16 protein-coding genes and 1 pseudogene are annotated in these 16,499 nt (G+C 61.6%); 16 read left to right on the top strand and 1 reads right to left on the bottom strand.

Annotated elements, in window-relative coordinates:
• The 5 genes from AC1DD7_RS18895 to AC1DD7_RS18875 all read left to right on the top strand — a co-directional run bounded on the left by AC1DD7_RS18895 (nt 1) and on the right by AC1DD7_RS18875 (nt 3,628).
• On the top strand, nt 1-783 hold the full coding sequence (locus AC1DD7_RS18895) for a 3-oxoacyl-ACP reductase (RefSeq protein WP_280626356.1): 783 nt from the start codon (nt 1-3) through the stop codon (nt 781-783).
• Nucleotides 784-926: 143 nt separating this feature from the next.
• The gene (locus tag AC1DD7_RS18890) at nt 927-1,583 is read left to right on the top strand and encodes a PadR family transcriptional regulator (RefSeq protein ID WP_477516147.1); all 657 of its coding nucleotides are present in this window, start codon (nt 927-929) and stop codon (nt 1,581-1,583) included.
• Between the two features lie 91 nt (nt 1,584-1,674).
• A complete protein-coding gene (locus AC1DD7_RS18885; protein WP_477516146.1) occupies nt 1,675-2,433 on the top strand; it encodes a MerR family transcriptional regulator in 759 nt (252 codons plus the stop codon).
• Nucleotides 2,434-2,477: 44 nt separating this feature from the next.
• Entirely contained in the window at nt 2,478-3,083 is a 606-nt protein-coding gene (locus AC1DD7_RS18880; RefSeq protein WP_431117868.1) for a TetR/AcrR family transcriptional regulator, read from the top strand.
• On the top strand, nt 3,083-3,628 hold the full coding sequence (locus tag AC1DD7_RS18875; protein ID WP_477516145.1) for a hypothetical protein: 546 nt from the start codon (nt 3,083-3,085) through the stop codon (nt 3,626-3,628). Before AC1DD7_RS18880 ends, AC1DD7_RS18875 begins: the two co-directional genes overlap by 1 nt.
• A 563-nt stretch (nt 3,629-4,191) precedes the next feature.
• Here AC1DD7_RS18875 and AC1DD7_RS18870 read toward each other — a convergent pair.
• Nucleotides 4,192-4,560 carry a nuclear transport factor 2 family protein gene (locus AC1DD7_RS18870; protein WP_477516144.1) on the bottom strand — a complete coding sequence of 123 codons (369 nt, stop codon included), beginning with the start codon at nt 4,558-4,560 and terminating at the stop codon, nt 4,192-4,194.
• Between the two features lie 239 nt (nt 4,561-4,799).
• On the opposite strand from AC1DD7_RS18870, the gene AC1DD7_RS18865 reads away from it, so the two are divergent.
• The 11 genes and pseudogenes from AC1DD7_RS18865 to AC1DD7_RS18815 all read left to right on the top strand — a co-directional run bounded on the left by AC1DD7_RS18865 (nt 4,800) and on the right by AC1DD7_RS18815 (nt 16,210).
• On the top strand, nt 4,800-5,081 hold the full coding sequence (locus AC1DD7_RS18865) for a DUF3311 domain-containing protein (protein WP_431117837.1): 282 nt from the start codon (nt 4,800-4,802) through the stop codon (nt 5,079-5,081).
• Nucleotides 5,078-6,754: pseudogene (gene mctP / locus AC1DD7_RS18860) on the top strand (monocarboxylate uptake permease MctP). Before AC1DD7_RS18865 ends, mctP begins: the two are co-directional and overlap by 4 nt.
• Nucleotides 6,755-6,813: 59 nt before the next feature.
• The gene (locus tag AC1DD7_RS18855; RefSeq protein WP_477516143.1) at nt 6,814-7,653 is read left to right on the top strand and encodes a sulfurtransferase; all 840 of its coding nucleotides are present in this window, start codon (nt 6,814-6,816) and stop codon (nt 7,651-7,653) included.
• 82 nt (nt 7,654-7,735) lie between these two features.
• Nucleotides 7,736-7,894 carry a hypothetical protein gene (locus tag AC1DD7_RS18850; RefSeq protein ID WP_477516142.1) on the top strand — a complete coding sequence of 53 codons (159 nt, stop codon included), beginning with the start codon at nt 7,736-7,738 and terminating at the stop codon, nt 7,892-7,894.
• 167 nt (nt 7,895-8,061) lie between these two features.
• The gene (locus AC1DD7_RS18845) at nt 8,062-9,795 is read left to right on the top strand and encodes an L-aspartate oxidase (protein WP_477516141.1); all 1,734 of its coding nucleotides are present in this window, start codon (nt 8,062-8,064) and stop codon (nt 9,793-9,795) included.
• 116 nt (nt 9,796-9,911) lie between these two features.
• The gene (locus tag AC1DD7_RS18840) at nt 9,912-10,808 is read left to right on the top strand and encodes an RNA polymerase sigma-70 factor (protein WP_477516140.1); all 897 of its coding nucleotides are present in this window, start codon (nt 9,912-9,914) and stop codon (nt 10,806-10,808) included.
• An 89-nt stretch (nt 10,809-10,897) separates the two neighbouring features.
• Nucleotides 10,898-11,641, top strand: a complete 744-nt coding sequence (locus AC1DD7_RS18835; protein ID WP_477516139.1) for an SDR family oxidoreductase — start codon at nt 10,898-10,900, stop codon at nt 11,639-11,641.
• Between the two features lie 106 nt (nt 11,642-11,747).
• Entirely contained in the window at nt 11,748-12,491 is a 744-nt protein-coding gene (locus AC1DD7_RS18830) for an SDR family oxidoreductase (protein WP_477516138.1), read from the top strand.
• 132 nt (nt 12,492-12,623) lie between these two features.
• On the top strand, nt 12,624-12,887 hold the full coding sequence (locus AC1DD7_RS18825) for an antibiotic biosynthesis monooxygenase family protein (protein ID WP_431117827.1): 264 nt from the start codon (nt 12,624-12,626) through the stop codon (nt 12,885-12,887).
• A gap of 170 nt (nt 12,888-13,057) precedes the next feature.
• Nucleotides 13,058-14,569: an aldehyde dehydrogenase family protein gene (locus tag AC1DD7_RS18820; RefSeq protein ID WP_477516137.1), complete on the top strand. Its 1,512-nt coding sequence runs from the start codon at nt 13,058-13,060 to the stop codon at nt 14,567-14,569.
• A complete protein-coding gene (locus AC1DD7_RS18815) occupies nt 14,570-16,210 on the top strand; it encodes a GMC family oxidoreductase (protein ID WP_477516136.1) in 1,641 nt (546 codons plus the stop codon).
• Nucleotides 16,211-16,499: the final 289 nt, after the last annotated feature.

The following is a 16,499-nucleotide window of genomic DNA, read 5'->3' as shown; positions in this document are numbered from 1 at the left end:
ATGCAAGCAGTAGTTTCCAACCGTCTCGCCGGCCGCAGCGCAGTCATCACGGGCGGTGCCAGTGGCATCGGTCTGGCCACAGCGCGTCGGATGGCAGCCGAGGGCGCCAACGTCGTGATCGCCGACATCGAACCGACCTCCGGGATTGCGGCAGCCAGCGAAGTAGGTGGCCTGTTCGTCAAAGTAGACGTGACCAGTGAAGAAGAAGTCCGCAACCTCTACGCCCAGACCAAGGAGACGTACGGCAGCGTGGACATCGCCTTCAACAACGCGGGCATCTCTCCCGCCGACGACGCTTCGATCCTGGACACCGGAATCGACGCCTGGCGCAGGGTGCAGGAAGTGAACCTGACCTCCGTCTACTACTGCTGCAAGTACGCCATTCCTTACATGCAGGAGCAGGGCAAGGGATCCATCATCAACACGGCATCGTTCGTGGCTGTCATGGGAGCCGCAACATCCCAGATTTCCTACAGCGCCTCAAAGGGTGGCGTCCTGTCCATGAGCCGGGAACTCGGCGTCGAGTTTGCCCGGCAGGGCATTCGCATCAACGCCCTCTGCCCGGGACCGGTGAACACTCCCCTGCTGAAGGAACTCTTCGCCAAGGATCCCGAGAAGGCAGCACGGCGGTTGGTGCATGTTCCTCTGGGACGTTTCGCGGAACCGGAAGAACTGGCCGCAGCCGTCGCTTTCCTTGCGAGTGACGACGCTTCCTTCATCACGGCCTCCACTTTCCTGGTGGATGGCGGCATCTCGGGCGCTTACGTCACTCCCCTCTCGTAGCATCTCTCCTGCTGCCCCTGCCCGCTTTGGGCGGGGGCAGCTTTCGCGTTTAAGACTCTTGACGTCGCGATAGTTACCGATATATCGTTAACTATCGCCGACGCTCCTTCGGCGAACACTTATCCCGAAAGGACGATGCTGTTATGAAAGGCATCCACGAACACGACAACACCTTCCCGGAGCATGGCTCCGGACTCCCCGAACACGGCCAGGGAAGAGGCCGCTTCAATCGGGGCAAGGGCCGCCGCGGCCCGCATGGACACGGCGGACCCGGCTTTGGGCCCGGCGGTTTCGGACCTGGTTTCGGACCCGGGGGCTTCGGCCCGGGCGGTTTCGGCCCAAGGGGCTTTGGTCCCGGTGGCGGGCGGCGGGCAAACCGCGGCGACGTCAGGGCAGCCATCCTGTCTTTGCTGGCCGAGTCGCCATCCAACGGCTATGGGCTCATCAGGACGATTGCAGAAAAGACGTCCGGAACATGGCGGCCCAGCCCCGGATCTGTTTACCCCACGCTCCAGCAGCTGGTTGATGAAGAGCTCATCACAGCTGTGGGCGAGGGACGTCGGACAGAATTCACGTTGACGGACGATGGCCGCGCCTACGTTGCCGAGCACGAGGAAGAGCTCGCCAATGCCTGGAACGCCGAGGCCGATGGAAACATGCAGGAGTTCCACCAAAGCATCGGGAAACTCATGGGGGTCGTCCACCAGTTCCGTGCCGCGGCAACCGACGAACAACGGAGGGCAGCAATCGAGAAGCTCGATGAAACCCGCCGCGCGCTGTACCTGATCCTGGCCGACTGATTCCTCCGATCCACCCCCTTGACCTTGACGTAACGTCAACCATTACTGTCAAAGGACAAGCCAGGAACGAGAGGGCCAGGACGGAGGACACATGGACTGGTCGATCCAGGAAATCGCCAAGATGGCAGGGACCACCAGCCGCACGCTGCGTCACTACGACGACATTGGGCTGCTCAAGCCAAGCCGGACCGGCCATAACGGCTACCGCTATTACGACGGTCCGGCCTTGGTGCAGCTCCAGCGGATCCTCCTGCTCAGGGAGCTTGGACTGGGTTTGCCTGCAATTGCTGACGTGCTTGCCCGGGAGACCGACACCGTCAAGGCGTTGAGCGGCCACCTGGAATGGCTTGGGCAAGAGCAGGACCGCCTGGCGCGACAGATGGCGTCGGTGCGGCAAACCATTGACACATTGAAAGGGGATGGAAAGTACATGGCACAGGACATGTTTGATGGCTTCGACCACACGCAGTACAAGGACGAGGTAGAGCAGCGCTGGGGCAAGGACGCTTATGCCACAAGTGACGCCTGGTGGCGCGGCATGAGCGCCGAAGAAAAGCAGCAATGGAAGGATCGCTCCCGGAAACTGGGGAGTGACTGGATCTCCGCCGCCACGTCCGGAATCGCACCCGACAGCGCTGAAGCACAGGAACTGGCAAGGCGCCACGTCGAATGGCTGCGCGGAATCCCCGGCACACCGTCCGCCACTCCCGGTGGAGACGTGAAGGGCTACGTCACAGGCCTCGGCGAAATGTACGTTGCGGACCCTCGATTTGCCGCCAATTACGGCGGAGAGTCCGGAGCAACGTTCGTTCGGGATGCCCTCCGGGTTTACGCGGAGGAGAACCTCTAGGGAGCCAGGATGCGCCGATCCGGGTTTGGCAATAGTCTGGCCGAATGGGTACAAGCACCGTAAAGTCCAGCGAACAGGTCGATAGGCAGACACGCATTCTCGAAGCGGCCTTGGAACTGCTGTCCCGCCATGGCATTTCGGGCATCAATATGCGGGCCGTGGCGCGTGAAGCCGGCGTCGCACTGGGGCTCGTGAACTACTACTACGAAGACAAGTCGAGCTTGATCCGTGCGGTGCTGCACCAAATTGAACAGCACGACCTCATGTTGGTGGAGCCGGAGCCGGCCTCAACCCCTGAGGAGCAACTTCGAGAGTCACTTAGGCGCGTTGCAGACCCCGATCTCCTGACCACGCCGTATCTGTCCCTCCGCCTCCACCTCTGGGCCCTCGCCCAGGCTCACGAGGACTTTGCACGGATCAACGCTGCGGCGTTCGACCGGTATCTGGACGGGCTCGCCACACTCATAGGGAATGCCAAACCCGAGCTTTCTGCCGATGAGAGTAAGGAGCGCGCAGCAGACATCGTCGTGGTGCAAAACGGCATGTGGCTCACCACGCTCCTGGGCATCGACAAGGCTGCCATCGAGCGAGGCATTGCCCGCACAGAGCAGATCGCTTTCGCCCCTTCGCGTCACGACGACCGGCAGTGATGAAGCGCGGTCTGGCTGCCATCGCGGTGCTGCTTGGGTTTGCCCTTTCCGGATGCCAGCCTGTTGCCGGGCCGCTCACGGTCGGGTCTCCCTCAGCAGCTGTGCCCAGCCCGTCGTCCTCTGAACTTTCGGGCATCATCCAGGCTGCCGTCGAGGACCGCAACGGCACTGCCCTCGACGTTCCCCCGGAGCCGCATCTCAGCGACGTCCAGTCGACGGCGGCCTACCAGACAAAGCTGGCGAGGGACCTTCCAGTGGTGGCGAGGTCAAAGGCCGGCTTCAAGTCGATGGGTTTCTGGTACACGGACTTTTCGACGACGATCACGGTGGAGTCAATCGAGGTGGCCGGCTCGGAAGCGAGCGTCCGTTTCAAGGAATTCACCGAGCAACACCAGGCCTCGGCAGCGAATGGACCAAGCAACGTCCCGTCCAGCTACTCGCTGCCTCAAACGGCGATGTTCCGGGCAACCGCGGATGGCTGGCAGCTCGACAGCATCACGCCGTCGGTACATGGGGGCGGCTTGCCGATGTCCGTCGTCGAGTAGCGGGAACGCGGATGGATGCTCTGTAGCGGCGCGGGGCCGCGATTAGTACCAGTACCGTCTTCCGGCAAGAGGGCGTCCGATTGCACCGAGCACCAAAAGGATGAGGCCGATAACAGCCACAATCCACCCAATAGTTATCAGGATTCCAATGTTGAAAATATAACCAAGGATTAGTAGAACAACTCCGAGTATGAGCACCTTAGTCCTTACCTTTCCAAATATTCGGACAAACCCTAAGTTGCAAGAGAGTTGCTTGCTCTCGTCCCATTCGTACCACACTGGGTTATCGAGTGGAACAGGAACTTTCAACGGATGTTCGTCCCAGCACCGTCCTTTTTTGGCGCGGCATACACGCACCGCCAGGTTCACCTTCACCTCCCGTCCGATGCTGGCAAACAGCGCCCGCGCCGACCGGCAGGTGAACGGCTTGGCGGACGCTCACTCCTCATCGATCGCCTATGGGCAGAACAGCGACAGGATGCTCATATGCTGGCCCGACGTGGTCGCCATGAGCTCGATGAAGATGCCGGTTAGACCCGGAACATAGTTGACCCTGGGCGTGGCTATAGAAGCGGACCTGCATGTCCGGCGACCAGTAGCGTTCTGTCCTCTTCCTGGATCCAGACTTGGGTCATGGGCATGCGATTTTGCCTCCGGCCGGCCGCCGTGGATACATCGTCAGAAGCGATGCACGTCAGGACAGCGGTCGTAAAGAAGATCGTGATCGCGGGCTGTTCGAGGCTTTGCGAGTGCCAATTGTTCTGACCGCCGATGTTTGATCGAACGTATGTATCGCGGTCGAACCGCTCGCCTTGATGCGAGATCCAGCAAAACTTGGGGTGCAGCAGACGAATCAAAGATTCTCCGTCACGTCGCGCAAGGGCGTCGGCCCTTTCTACAGCAGCTTTGAGCACCTCGTCCTGAGTCAGCATTCACTCAGTGTGTCAGTCAATGGCCGGCGTTGGGAATTGACAGTTGCCGGCAACGGACGCCGTCAAAGTGGCTAGGATCGCGCTGTTCCGCACCGGACAGACGAAAATAAAGGGCCTTACCTGTCAAAGAATTAGTCCAGAATCTATTCTGAATATGGGTGTATTCATGGCCCGACTGGCCACCGGCACGTCCCGGGAGCCCATCCCGATCCGGGGGCCGTCTCTATAAGGAGGCGTCGATGTCAACTCCCGATCTGCCGACTCGCGGGCCAGCAAGACCCGGTCCGTATATTGCGGCCGGAATCCTGCTAGCCATCTCCGTTCTGGTTCCCTTGTTCGTCCCGGCGTACGCAATTGATAAGCCCCGGCTGTTCGGTATGCCATTCTTCTACTGGTACCAAATGCTCTGGGTCCCGATCACTGCGGGCTTGATAGGCATCTCCTACCGGCTCGTTACGAAGGAGGATCAGCGCCGCCGCACTGTCGCGCGCAGCGCACGCGCCGAGGAGCAGGAACCATGAACGCGCTCGCCGTACCGGTAGAGACCACAGGCGATCGTCCCGTCAACGGCATCGCGCTCGCCATCGTCGTCGCTCTCTTCATCCTCGTGGCGGTTTTGGGTTTCTTCGCTGCACGGTGGCGTGCGGACAGAGAGACCGGCCTGCACAGCCTCGATGAGTGGGGGCTGGGTGGCCGCGGTTTTGGAACGTGGGTGACGTGGTTCCTCCTCGGTGGCGACCTCTACACGGCGTACACGTTCGTGGCAGTCCCGGCGGCCATGTGGGCCACGGGAGCAGTGAGCGGCTTCTTCGCGGTGCCGTATACGATCGTGCTTTACCCGATCGTGTTCCTGCTGATGAGCCGGCTGTGGTCGGTCTCGCACCGGCATGGGTTCGTCACCCCGGCGGACTTCGTTGGCGGTCGCTATGGCAGCAGGGCGTTGACCGTTGCCGTGGCACTTACTGGCATTGTCGCGACCATGCCGTACATCGCGCTGCAATTGGTTGGCATCAAAGCCGTGCTCACGGTCTTAGGCCTTGGCAGCGCGGAGAATGCACTGTTGACAGACTTGCCGTTGATCATTGCTTTCGTGGTCCTGGCCGCCTACACGTACACCTCGGGCCTGCGCGCCCCGGCGCTTATCGCCGTCGTGAAGGATCTTTTGATCTATCTGGCCGTCATCGTCGCGGTGATCTATATGCCGATCAAGTTCGGGGGCTGGGACAACATCTTCGGCGCTGCCCAGACGAAACTCGACGCCGTCAGTCCCGCTACAGGCAAACCGGCTGGCGTCTTTATCCCAGGCGCGGCCAGCTACTCGGCATATTGAACACTAGCGCTTGGCTCGGCCATGGCGCTGTTCATGTACCCGCACTCGGTGACCGGCGTCCTGGCGACCAAGAGCAGGAACACGATCCGCAAGAATGCGGCAGTGCTTCCGTTGTACTCGCTGATGCTGGGATTCCTTGCCCTCCTTGGCTACGCGGCCATCGCGGCGGGCACCAAGCCCGTTGACCTCAACGGTGCCGTCAATCCGCAGCTAGTGGTTCCGCAGTTGTTCCTGGACAACTTCCCCGCGTGGTTTGCGGGGGTCGCCTTGGCCGCCATCGCGATCGGCGCGCTGGTCCCAGCAGCCATCATGTCGATCGCAGCTGCCAACTTGTTTACCCGCAATATCTACCGCGACCTGATAAAGCCCGACGCCGACCCGCGGCAGGAAGCGAAGGTCTCCAAGATCGCCTCGCTCGTGGTGAAGTTCGGGGCACTGATCTTCGTCATCGCAATGGACCAGTCTGCCGCAATCAACATGCAGCTTCTCGGCGGTATCTGGATCCTGCAGACATTCCCGGCGATCGTGGCAGGACTTTACACCCGCTGGTTCCATCGCTGGGCGCTCTTCGCAGGCTGGGTAGCCGGAATCATCTACGGAACCGTTGCGGCTTACAACGTGGTGAATCCGGTGACGAAGGCCAATTTCGGTGGCTCCATCGCTGCCATCCCCGGCACCAACGTGCAGGTCTACATCGCCGTCGTGGCCTTCGCGATCAACCTGATCGTTGCCGTTGTCCTGTCGCTGGTCTTCCGTGCGATGAAGCTCCCCGACGGAAAGGACATCACGCGAAACTCCGACTACGGAGCGGACGAGAACGACCCCAAAGTCGCCAAGGTCCAGCGCGAGTACCCGCTCAGCTAAGGACCGCATAGTGAGACGTTTTTGCTCGAATAGTGGACGCGTCCTTTAGCCTGCACTGTATGGATGACAGCCGGATAACCCAAGAGGACCTTCCGCCCTTTGTTGATGCCGCCTGGCTCCACGCGCACCGAAGCAACGTTGTCACCGCTGATGTTCGGTGGTACCTCGACGGCGCCTCGGGCCGTGAAGCGTACGACGGCGGCCACCTTCCGGATGCGGTGTTCGTGGACCTGGATTCATGGCTGTCTGGGAGTTCGGGACCACAGGGGCTGAACCCGCTCCCCGACCCTGAAGTGTTCGCACAGGGAATGTCCTCTCTGGGAATTGGCGACGACACGACCGTCGTCGCCTATGACGACGCCGGAGGAGTCATCGCCGCGCGGCTCGTGTGGATGCTGCGTGCGCTCGGGCACCGGGCGGCGTTGCTCGACGGCGGGATTGCCGCGTGGACGGGACCGCTGGAGACGAAGCCCGCGACGCCGACACCCGCGACCTTCACGCCCTCTCCGTGGCTGGAGGCGCATCTCACCCAGCTCGAGGACATCACGGCAGGGGTTGCCGGGATCATCGTCGACGCCCGCAATGCCGACCGCTTCGACGGAAGCCTCCAACTGCCCACCGACCCCCAAGCCGGACACATCCCCGGCGCAGTGAACGTCCCGTGCCGTGGAAACCTCGCCCCTGATGGACGCCTGCGCCCGATCGCCGAGGTCCGACGAGCGTTTGCGAAGGTTGGGATCGAAGATGCGAACGCCGTCGTCTCTTACTGTGGATCGGGCGTCACGGCCTGCCACAACCTTCTCGCCCTGGAGCATGCAGGACTCGGCCGCGGCCGTCTCTACGCAGGCGGTTGGTCAGAGTACGGAGCCGAGGCTCGCCGCCGAGCCGAGCTTGGATGACAAAGAACCTAGGCTTCCCGCCTCCATGGGAATCGCTGGTGGTTTGCGTAGCATTGGGGCTCAACGACTATTGGGGGTAGTAGTGAATTTAAGTCCAGCCTTCGGAATCCTCGGGATCCTTTACGCGGTCTTCGTGATCGCGGTGTCCGTCCTGGCCGTGTACGCCCTGGTCCTGACCATCATCTTCTTACGGCTGAGGATCGCTGAGTTGAAGAGGGCAGCACGGGCCGAGGACAGCTAACGCCCGGAACGAGATGTCGTTTCTTCTGTCACAAATCCGAGGGCTGTCCGGTCTTAGTTGGTGACGAGACCGGAGGACTTGCTGCGCCAAAGAAATCCAAGGTGACATACCGGCGCGCGCCTCAAGGAATCTTAACTTCAGATATCCCGAGTGAATGGAATGTAGTGATGAAGCCTCAGGAACTGCTCGTGTCGACGTCGGTGCTCGTCATTGGCACGGGAGGCGCCGGACTCCGCGCGGCCATCGAACTGGCCGAGCTGGGTGTAGATGTGCTCGCTGTCGGCAAAAGGCCCAGAACTGACGCCCACACGTCGCTCGCCGCGGGAGGCATCAACGCCGCTCTCGGCACAATGGATGCGGATGACAGTTGGCAGCAGCACGCCGCCGACACAATCCTGGAGAGCTACGATCTTGCGAACCCTGAGATCGTGGAGATCGTCACCAAGGGGGCCGCGCAGGGTATCAGCGACTTGGAACGCTATGGCATGCCGTTCGCCCGCGAGGAAGATGGACGGATCAGCCAGCGTTTCTTCGGTGCTCATACGTTCCGCCGGACGGCGTTCAGCGGCGACTATACGGGGCTCGAAATTCAGCGCACGCTTGTGAATCGCGCCGCGGAGCTCGACGTACCGATATTGGACGATGTTTACATCACGCGCATCCTCGTCACCGAGGGCAGGGTCTTCGGCGCCTATGGCTTCCGACTCTCCGACGGGACGCACTATCGGATCCATGCCGACGCCGTGGTCCTCGCTGCCGGAGGGCACACCCGCATCTGGCGACGCACGTCCAGCCGGCGGGACGAAAACACTGGTGATTCCTTCCGTCTGGCAGTGCTCGCAGGCGGCCGCATCCGCGACCCCGAGTTGGTCCAGTTCCATCCCTCAGGCATTCTTGAGCCAGAGAATGCTGCAGGAACGCTCATCTCGGAAGCCGCGCGCGGCGAGGGCGGCATCCTCACCAACGCCCTCGGCGAACGATTCATGGCCAAATACGATCCAGAGCGCATGGAGCTCTCCACCAGAGATCGGGTGGCTTTGGCTTGTTATACAGAGATTCAACAGGGCCGCGGCACGCCCAATGGTGGCGTGTGGCTGGACATTTCACATCTGCCGCGGGAGACCATCATGCGTCGCCTGCCGCGTGTTTATCAGACCATGCTCGAATTGCAGATGCTCGACATCACGACGACGCCAATGGAAATCGCACCAACAGCGCATTACTCCATGGGCGGCGTCTGGGTCCGTCCCGACGATCACAGCACGGATGTCGCGGGTCTCTACGCAATCGGGGAGGCCTCAAGCGGCCTCCATGGCGCCAACCGTTTGGGAGGCAACTCGCTGATCGAGCTACTGGTCTTCGGCAGGATCGTCGGCAAAGCCGCCGCTGAGTATTCAGACTCCCTAACTGCACACGTGCGGTCAGCGGAAGCTGTGAATGAAGCTCGAAAAGAGATAGATGACCTGCTCATCGCCAATGGCCGCGAGAACGTCCGCGTACTTCAGCGGGCCATCCGGGACACCATGACCGAGCATGCGGGTGTTGTGCGGAACGAAGAAGGTCTCAAGCAGGGCCTGGCGGAGCTCGACGACATTGAGGCCCGCATCACCGACGTGGGCGTGCATCCCGACATCGCCGGATATCAGGATCTTGCACACGCTTTCGACTTGAAGGCAGCCGCTCTTGCCGCGCGTGCGACGCTCGAAGCTGCCCGTGAACGCCGTGAAACACGCGGCTGTCATAACCGCAGCGACTATCCGGATCTTGATTCGAGCTTGCAGGTGAATCTTGTCTGGTCTCCTGCTCGTGGCATCGAGCACGAAGCCATCGCGCCCGTATCGCACGAGATTGCGAAGCACATGCGTCGACCGGTCACGACCGCTGACAAACTCGTCGAGTGAGTGTGGAGTAAGAATTGGAATACCAATTTACCGCCAGATTCGCCCGCCGTCGTAGGTCACCTGGGCTCAGGCTTCGACGGCCAGCGTCCAACTCTTCGAGCAGTAATATTGGGCGCATGGATGCCGACACGGGGTCAGCGGCCGAATTGGAAACGGCATCGACAATTTTCGCTGACGTCCGTCCTCGATTGTTCGGGATCGCCTATCGCATGCTCGGAAGCGTCAGCGAGGCGGAAGACATCGTCCAGGAGACGTGGGTTCGATGGCAGACATGTGATCGCAGCCTGGTTCGGCATGCGCCGGCCTTCCTGGCGACTACCGCCACCCGTCTTGCCATCAATGTCGGGCAGTCGGCACGTGTCCGTCGTGAGACGTACGTTGGTCCCTGGCTGCCCGAGCCTGTGGACACAAGCGCCGACCCTGAACTGGGTGCCTTGCGTGGTGAAGCGCTCGAATTTGCGGTGTTGCTGATACTGGAAAAGTTATCGCCGACCGAACGTGCAGCGTACGTGCTGCGGCAAGCTTTCGACTACCCGTATGAGCAGATCGCTGAGGTCATCCAACAGACAGAAGGGAATGCCCGCCAGTTGGTCAGCCGCGCGCGCAAACGCCTTGCCGAGGAGAAACGTGCTGAGGTGAGCGTGAGCGAGCAACGGAATCTGCTGGAGGCATTCCTGGCTGCTGCGCGAACCGGCAACCTGGAGGCGTTGGAGGCTCTGTTCGCCGCTGATGTGGTCAGTTACTCCGACGGCGGTGGGAAGGTTCGGGCTTCGAAGTTCCCCGTTGTCGGACGGGAACGCGTCGCCAAGTACTATCAGGCGTTCGCCTCGCGTTTCTGGCTTGGCGTCGACACCCAGGCTTTCATGGCCAACGGCCGGCCCTCCGCACGACTGGCCCGGGACGGGGTGGTGTTTGCGGTAGTGACCCTCACTGCGTCTACCGATGGTATTGATCGGCTGTTGTGGACCATGAATCCCGACAAACTCTCCGGCGTGACCAGCGTCGGGGGCTGACTGTCACAGATTGATCCGGTACCCGGTCATAGCTGGTGGACGGAATGGCACTACATTCCGCTAAGCCAACATCGGAGGGAAAGATCATCATGAAGATCGTTGTAATTGGCGGCACAGGCCTGATCGGCAAGCAGGTTGTGGAGATCCTCAGCAGTCAGGGCCATGAGGCGAAAGCGGCGTCCCCTTCCACGGGGGTGGATTCCGTGACCGGCCATGGATTGGATGAGGTGATGGTGGGGGCGGACGTGGTTGTCGACTTGACGAACACTTCCGATTTCGACGAGAAGGTAGTCGTTCCCTTCTTCTCCACTTCATCCAGCAATCTTCTCGCTGCCGGGAAACGGGCCGGGGTGCAGCATCATGTGGCACTGTCGGTCGTTGGAACCGACCGTATCAACGTCGGCTACTTCGCCGGAAAAACCGCGCAGGAGAAAGCTGTTAGAGAAGGCGGAGTGCCGTACACGATTCTGCGGGCAACTCAATTCTTCGAGTTCATCCCGATCATCGCCAATGCAGGAATGCGCGACGGGTCGATCTATGCGACAAATTACCTGATGCAGCCGATGGCTGCTGCCGACGTTGCCCGCATTGTGGCGGAGACGGCCGTCTCGCCAGCGATTGACGGCGTCCTGGAAATGGCAGGCCCTGAGCGCGCAGGAATTAATGAATTCGTGGGGCGGGTTCTCGAGGCCCACAATGATCCCCGCCCAGTGGTTGTTGACACCCAAGCCGGCTACTTCGGCATACCGATCGAAGAGACAAGCATCGTTCCCCTGGGTGAGTCCCGCATCGGGGACATCACCCTCAAGGAATGGCTGAACGTGACGTCGTAGCACGGCCCTTCTTTGCTCAGGCTGTCACAGATTGTGTTGGTACCCGGTCATACCTGGTGGACGGATGTCACTGCATCCCTCACGCCACTTATCGGAAGGAAAGATCATGAAGATCGTAGTTATCGGCGGCACTGGCCTGATCGGCTCGAAACTGGTCAGCAAACTCAGCGAACATGGACACGAAGCAGTGGCCGCTTCCCCTGACTCGGGGGTGAACACGCTCACGGGCGAGGGCCTCGCGGATGTCTTGCAGGGAGCCGACACTGTAGTCGATGTGTCGAACTCGCCCTCGTTTGAAGATGCGGCTGTGCTCGATTTCTTTACCACCTCCACCCGCAACCAGCTCGCCGCGGAGAAGGAGGCCGGCGTTGGGCACCATGTCGCGCTGTCGGTCGTGGGCACGGAGCGCCTGCTTGAGAGTGGCTACTTCCGGGCGAAAATCGCTCAGGAAAAGCTCATCAAGGAATCGGGCGTTCCGTATTCGATTGTTCACGCGACGCAGTTTTTCGAGTTCGTCAAGAGCATCGCCCAGGCCGCGACTGACGGAAACACTGTTCGTCTGTCACCCGCCCTGATCCAGCCCATGGCCGCTGAGGACGTGGCCACCGCTGTTGCCCGTACGGCAGTCGGAAGTCCACGAAACGCCACCGTTGAGGTCGCCGGTCCCGAGCAGTTCGGTCTCGATGAGCTCATCCGCAAGGGCCTCAGCTTCCGTGGCGACCCCCGCGAGGTTGTCACTGACCCCAGCGCGCGCTACTTCAATGCCATGCTCCAGGATGGCGAGCTGCTTCCCGGCAGCGAAGCGACCATTTATAACACCCGCTTTGAGGAGTGGTTGAACCAGCAGTAGCCGGACAGTATGCGGGTCTATTGACCGAGTATCTGGGCCGGTCTAGCGTTGCGAATGGCTCGCAGAGCCTGACGCGGGACGCCGGCCCCCGCCGCCCCGGGTTTTGAGCTACACCACCTTAAGGAGAAGTCCATGGCACTGTCCGTTGTTACACACAAAGTGGCTGATTTTGGTGCATGGCATGACGTCTATAAAAGCGTTGCCGATCTTCAGGCCGCGGGCGGCGTTACTCAGGAATCATTCCACCGGAAGGCGGACGACCCCGACACCGTGCTCGTGCTGCATTATTTTGACTCAGTAGAGAAGGCCCAGGCCTTCTTCGCCAATCCCGAACTCCAGGAAGCCATGAAACGCGGTGGCGTGGTCGGAGAGCCACGCATCGAATTCTACGAATAGCCCCTTCGGACGACGACGGCGCCCTTCCGGCAACGGTAGGGCGCCGTTGTTGTCCGCCCCGGAAGGGCAGTGGCAGTGCCTGGTCACCCCGGAACGCGCATCCCGCAATCTTGAACATTTGTTCATACTGACTCTTGAACAGATGTTCAAGATGCACTAATCTGCAAAGTATGACCCAAGCCACATTCTCCGATTCCGCATCCACTCTTTTCATCAACGGCTCGTGGGAGCCGGCTGCGTCCGGCGCGGTCCGTCAAATCCACAACCCGGCCGACGGCGAACTGGTCGCCACAGTGTCCGAGGCTGGCCGCGAAGATGCCGAGCGTGCCATTTCTGCCGCTCGTGCGGCCTTTGACTCGGGCGTCTGGTCTTCAGTCCCCGCACCTGAACGTGGCGCGTTCCTGCTGAAGGTCGCCGCTGAACTGCGCGAACGCCGGGAGAAGTTCGCCCGTGCCGAATCGCTGGACACCGGCAAGCGGATCATCGAAAGCCGTATCGACATTGACGACATCGCTGCCTGCTTCGAATACTTCGGAAGGCTCGCCGGACAGTCGGCGGGCCGCGTGGTCGATGCCGGGGACAACGCCGTCGCCAGCAAAATCGTCTACGAACCCGTTGGCGTCTGCGGCTTGATCACGCCGTGGAACTACCCGCTGCTGCAGGCTGCGTGGAAGATCGCTCCCGCCTTGGCCGCTGGCTGCACCTTCGTCCTCAAGCCCGCCGAACTGACCCCGTCCACGGCAATCCTTGCCATGCAGTTGCTCAAGGACCTTGGCCTGCCGGACGGCGTCGCCAACCTCGTGACAGGCCCTGGCGCCAAAGCGGGCGCACCCCTTTCGGAGCACCCTGACATTGACCTGGTCTCCTTTACGGGCGGCCTGGAAACCGGCAAGCGTATTGCCGCGGCTGCATCCGGCACGGTTAAAAAGGTGGCGCTGGAGCTCGGCGGCAAGAACCCCAACGTCGTGTTTGCTGACGCTGACTTCGACGCCGCCGTCGACAATGCGTTGAACGGCGCCTTTGTGCACTCAGGCCAGGTCTGCTCCGCTGGGGCGCGGCTGGTGGTGGAGGAATCCATCGCCGAGCGCTTCGTCGACGAGCTGGTCCGCAGGGCAGAGGACATCCGCCTCGGCGGCCCGTTCGATGAGTCCGCCGAAACCGGACCGCTGATTTCCGCAGCCCACCGCGAGAAGGTGGATGCCTACGTCCAGCGTGGCGTGGCGGAAGGTGCGCGGTTGCGTTGTGGTGGCGCGGCCCCTGAAGGGGAGAAGTACGACGCCGGTTATTACTACCAGCCGACCATTCTGGACCGCGTCCAACGGGGAATGTCCGTTGTCATCGACGAAGCCTTCGGCCCGGTTGTAACGGTGGAAACCTTCCGCACTGAAGACGAAGCCGTAGCCACCGCGAACGACACCATCTACGGGCTGGCCGGCGCCGTCTGGACCCAGGATGCAGGCAAGGCGCAGCGGGTAGCAGGCCGGCTGCGGCACGGCACCGTTTGGATCAACGACTACCACCCCTACCTTCCACAGGCCGAATGGGGCGGCTTCGGCCAGTCCGGCGTCGGCCGCGAGCTCGGTCCCACCGGACTCGCTGAATACCAGGAAGCCAAGCACATCTACCAGAACACCAACCCGCAGGTAACCGGCTGGTTCGCTGACCGCAGCAAGGAGAAATAGATGCACACCGACAACATCGAGAACCTCAATGACCGAGGGTTCGACTACGTCGTCATCGGCGGCGGCTCTGCCGGAGCCGCTGTAGCCGCCCGACTGAGCGAGGATCCTTCCGTTACCGTGGCGCTGGTTGAAGCTGGTCCGGATGACCGCGGCCTCCCCGAGATCCTGCAGCTTGACCGGTGGATGGAACTGCTGGAGTCGGGCTATGACTGGGACTACCCGGTGGAACCGCAGGAGAACGGCAACTCCTTCATGCGCCACGCCCGCGCCAAAGTCATGGGCGGCTGCTCCAGCCACAACTCCTGCATCGCATTCTGGGCTCCTCGCGAAGACCTGGACGAGTGGGAGTCAAAGTACGGCGCCACCGGTTGGAACGCTGCTGCCGCCTGGCCTCTATACCAGCGGCTGGAAACCAATGAGGACGCGGGCCCGGATGCTCCCCACCATGGCGACTCGGGACCCGTGCACCTGATGAACGTGCCCCCGACGGATCCCACCGGCGTCGCGCTCCTTGACGCCTGCGAGCAGGCCGGCATCCCCCGCGCAAAGTTCAATGACGGCAGCACTGTGATCAACGGCGCCAACTTCTTCCAGATCAACCGCCGCTCGGACGGGACGCGTTCCTCCAGCTCCGTCTCCTACATCCACCCCATCATCGATCGTGAAAACTTCACGCTGCTGACCGGCCTGCGTGCCCGCCAACTGGTGTTCGACGCAGATAAGCGCTGCACCGGCGTCGACGTCGTTGACTCGGCCTTCGGCCGGACCCACCGGCTCACAGCGCATCGCGAGGTCATCCTGTCCACCGGCGCCATCGACTCCCCCAAGCTCCTCATGCTCTCCGGCATCGGCCCGGCCGCGCATCTGGCCGCGCACGGCATCGACGTGGTGGTCGACTCCCCCGGCGTCGGCGAGCACCTGCAGGACCACCCGGAAGGCGTGGTGCAGTTCGAGGCCAAGCAGCCGATGGTCCAGACCTCCACCCAGTGGTGGGAGATTGGCATCTTCACCCCCACCGAAGAGGGTTTGGACCGCCCGGACCTGATGATGCATTACGGCTCTGTCCCGTTCGACATGAACACCCTTCGGTACGGCTACCCCACCACGGAGAATGGCTTCAGCCTCACGCCGAACGTCACCCATGCCCGTTCCCGCGGGACAGTCCGGCTGCGCAGCCGGGACTTCCGCGACAAGCCCATGGTCGACCCCCGCTACTTCACGGATCCGGAGGGCCACGACATGCGCGTCATGGTTGCCGGTATCCGCAAGGCCCGGGAAATCGCCGCGCAGCCGGCCATGGCTGAATGGGCCGGTCGGGAGCTCTCCCCTGGTATCGAGGCACGGACGGACGAGGAACTGCAGGATTACATCCGCAAGACGCACAACACGGTTTACCACCCCGTCGGCACTGTCCGGATGGGTCCCGTGGACGATGACATGTCACCGCTGGATCCCGAGTTGCGGGTCAAGGGCGTTGCAGGCCTGCGCGTTGCCGATGCCTCCGTCATGCCGGAACACGTCACCGTGAACCCCAACATCACCGTCATGATGATTGGCGAGCGGTGCGCGGACCTCATCAAGGCCAGCCGGACGGATGAAACCACGACGGCGGAGGCGGACTTCAGCTTGACCCCCGCCTGAGCAGGTGATTGCCACTGAAAACACTGGTGGAGGGTGCACCCAGCGCCCCCACCGGCGTTTCAGTGCCCACGTTTCCATGCCCACATTTCAGTGCCCGCGAGCGCTGAAGCCGGGCAAGGGCACTTGCATTATTCTTGAACATTTGTTCATAAACAAGTCTTGAACGCCTGTTCAATCTGAACTAACCTCGTCTTATGACCCACGCCACACCTATACGGTTGCGGCTTGGCGGGCATGGCCTGGACTTCGACCACATCGAAGGCCCAGCCAGCCCCGTTACAACAATGGG

The sequence above is a fragment of the Paenarthrobacter sp. 10L412 genome (assembly GCF_056395565.1).
This window is presented reverse-complemented; position numbering and strand designations above follow the sequence as displayed.